General features: G+C 34.5%; 3 protein-coding genes and 1 pseudogene. 1 reads left to right on the top strand and 3 read right to left on the bottom strand.

The annotated features are described in order from the left end of the window. The first annotated feature begins 561 nt into the window (after positions 1–561). Positions 562–903: a helix-turn-helix transcriptional regulator gene (locus ACGHIN_RS17080; protein ID WP_390456374.1), complete on the top strand. Its 342-nt coding sequence runs from the start codon at positions 562–564 to the stop codon at positions 901–903. 9 nt (positions 904–912) lie between these two features. Here ACGHIN_RS17080 and ACGHIN_RS17075 read toward each other — a convergent pair whose 3' ends face one another. The 3 genes and pseudogenes from ACGHIN_RS17075 to ACGHIN_RS17065 all read right to left on the bottom strand — a co-directional run. Further along, on the bottom strand, positions 913–1,644 hold the full coding sequence (locus ACGHIN_RS17075) for an MBL fold metallo-hydrolase (RefSeq protein WP_390456371.1): 732 nt from the start codon (positions 1,642–1,644) through the stop codon (positions 913–915). 70 nt (positions 1,645–1,714) lie between these two features. Continuing rightward, the gene (pdeM, locus tag ACGHIN_RS17070) at positions 1,715–2,359 is read right to left on the bottom strand and encodes a ligase-associated DNA damage response endonuclease PdeM (RefSeq protein WP_390456368.1); all 645 of its coding nucleotides are present in this window, start codon (positions 2,357–2,359) and stop codon (positions 1,715–1,717) included. A gap of 22 nt (positions 2,360–2,381) precedes the next feature. After that, positions 2,382–2,905, bottom strand: a pseudogene (locus tag ACGHIN_RS17065) (DNA ligase-associated DEXH box helicase); the annotation flags it as partial.

The following is a 2,905-nucleotide window of genomic DNA, read 5'->3' as shown; positions in this document are numbered from 1 at the left end:
GTAAACTAAATAATAACTGTTTAAAGAATCTATTTTCTCAATTTTATAAAATAATAAAGAACGGATTTTTTTCCTGAACCCGCATCAAATTATATACCACATATATACCACAAATTATTTTTATGTTTTTTTTAAAATTATTGATTTTATTGATCATAATCATAAGAATTGTTGGTGAAAGATTTTATTTTTGATGCCCTTTTAATAAGAAAAATTTACAATGTCAGAACAACAATAATGAAGCAGCCTAAAAGTATCGCGTGGTATGTATGTGGTATTTCAATTCGGGAAAATTTTAATCATTTTTTCTTTCTTTGTCTTCATTTTAGATTTTTATTAAATTTCAGATTAATTTTTAAAATTAGAAACTAGAAAACTATGTATACCATGAAGCCTGTCTTTAAATGCATTTGATATTATAAATAATAGTGCATTCGTTGTATGTCTTTTCTTACATTTAGAACATTAAAAGTGAAAGAGTAGTAGAAAAATTCTTCTGTGACGATTCTCATAAATTAAAAAACAACAGAGGAATGAGTAGTAGAGATGAGAAAAAATATTATGGATAACAAAAAAACTGAGTTCAATTTAGAAGATTTAAATCAAAGATTTTTTGCTCAAGACGAGATCTTAGCACTGGCTAAGGAAAACTCACCCCGTCTGTTAAATAAGTTCAGATTAGTCTATCCTGAATTTTTTGAAAAAATATCTGCTATACAGCCTAATCTAAAAAATTCGGAGATGATATTCTGTATTTATCTGAAGCTGAATCTAACAACTAAAGAAATTGCCACCTATACCTATGTAACTCCAAAGGCAATTCAGAACCGTAAAAACAGGTTAAGGAAAAAGCTAAATATTCCTTCTAAGGTTGATATTTATAAGTGGTTCAATGATTTATAAACATTTCAATTAAAACTGTATGGAGGCTTTGACCAGATCGTGATAAAGCAGGACGTTCCAATGTTGTTTTGCTGCTTCTTCCAGCCATATCTGTCTCAGTTCCATCGCCTTTCTGCCGTCATCATCACTTTTATAAGCCACATGATACTTTAAATAGGATTCCTGGGGAAGATTATCCGACCCGTAAAACGCCGTTTCTCCGTGTTCACGGATCCAGAAAACCTGCAGATAAGGAGTATGTCCGCCAACGACTTCAAAGGAGATTTCATCCGTGATCTCTCCCTTGTCATCATCCATCCAGACGATATTGGGAAGCTCAACGATTTTTTCCAGGATCGCGTGATCAAATTGTGGATTATCTTTATTTTCCCTGGCAAAATTCAGCTCACGTTTTTGAATATACATTTGAGCATTGGAAAAAACCGGTTCAAAACCATTTTCCGTAAACCGAACGGTACCATCAATATGATCTTTATGCAGATGCGAAAATAAAATTTTGGTAATTTGGTCCGGACTGATATTTTGTTCTCCTAGAATTTCAGAAACCACTGTTTTCCCGTTCTCATTTTTCCATCCGATTCCGGTATCCAAAAGAATATAATCCTTCTCTGTAATGATCAGGAAAGGTTGTACGGACATTTTGATTCCGCCGGCTTCATTAAAATTCTCTTCGGTTAAAAGGGTAAAATCTTTGGTTTTACTGACAGAAAAGTTTCCTTCTTTTAAGGGGATGATCTTCATACTGCAAATTTCCCTATTATTTATGAAACGGCGAAATGTTTTTGTCTATAGAAACCATCATCAAAACTGATTACAGCTCATGAATTTCCGAATCCGTAAACACAAAATACTTTCCTTTTTTAGGGATATTTTTAGTATCTAATCCTGTAAATTCACTAAAGGCGGGAAGAAGTAATTGCTGTCCGGTTTGTATAAAACAGGGGAGTTTAATATTCTTCACCGAAGAGCTCAGAACAATCCCGGGATGAATGTGTCCGGTGATCTGAAATTGGGGATTGGAGGCATCAAAATCATGCACGAAAGTAAAACCATTAATCTCCAGATGATCTGCCTTATAATTAAAGCAAAGTTTTTCTTCCAGAGACTTTGAAATCCGGTCGTGATTGCCCTCAATAAGATAAAAATTGATAGGGGAATATTGATTTTTCCATTGACAGAATTCATCTACATCGGAATTGTCTCCGGCATGAAGCAAATCGCCAACTACAATAAATTTTTCGGGCAAAAAGTATTCTATCAGTGCAGATAACCTTTCCAGATCACTTTTCATAATATGATTGGCAATCGCAATTCCGTTTTTCCGGAAATGAGCTGTTTTCCCGATATGAAGATCAGAAAGGATCAACGCTTTTTCCTTTACCCAAAATAAAGCCCGCTGATTCGTCAGCGTAAAAATCTGGTTTTGAATGATGATATTTTTAGTGGCTAGATTCATTGAGAGAAGTTAGAAGACAAAATTACTCATTACTTATAAATTTATTCGCCTGTTTTATCAGCTGTTGTATTCTCGCATCTAAACCTTCGCTTGAAAGGGTTTGTCGTAAGCTGTCAATTTTTATCGGGAAGCTTAATGGAGTAAAAGTATGGGAATATTTTAAAACAATCTTTGAATTTTCAATTCTTTTGAAGGCTTCTACAAGACGCTGTTCCTGCAACTGCATATTAAAAACTTCCGTATACGCCTGTCGTACCAGAAAATGATGTGGATCATGATCTTCAAGGACCTTGAAAATCAAACCTGCAGAACTTTGTAATGATTTATTCGACCGTTGCTGTCCCGGAAAATTCTGAATCACCATTCCGGAAATCACGGCAATATCCCTGAATTTCCGGCGTGCCATTTCCGCTGAATTAATGCTTGAAATGACATCGTTCATCAGGTTTTCACGGCTTAGAATGGTTGGTAAATTTTCCTCATTCAATGGAATTTCCTTATCACTGAACAGCTCAAAGCCATAATCATTCATCGCCATAGACAAAA

It is taken from the genome of Chryseobacterium barbadense (assembly GCF_042849955.1).
Taxonomy (GTDB): domain Bacteria; phylum Bacteroidota; class Bacteroidia; order Flavobacteriales; family Weeksellaceae; genus Chryseobacterium.
Note: the sequence above shows the minus strand (reverse complement) of the source record. Positions and strands in the feature narration are given on the sequence as shown.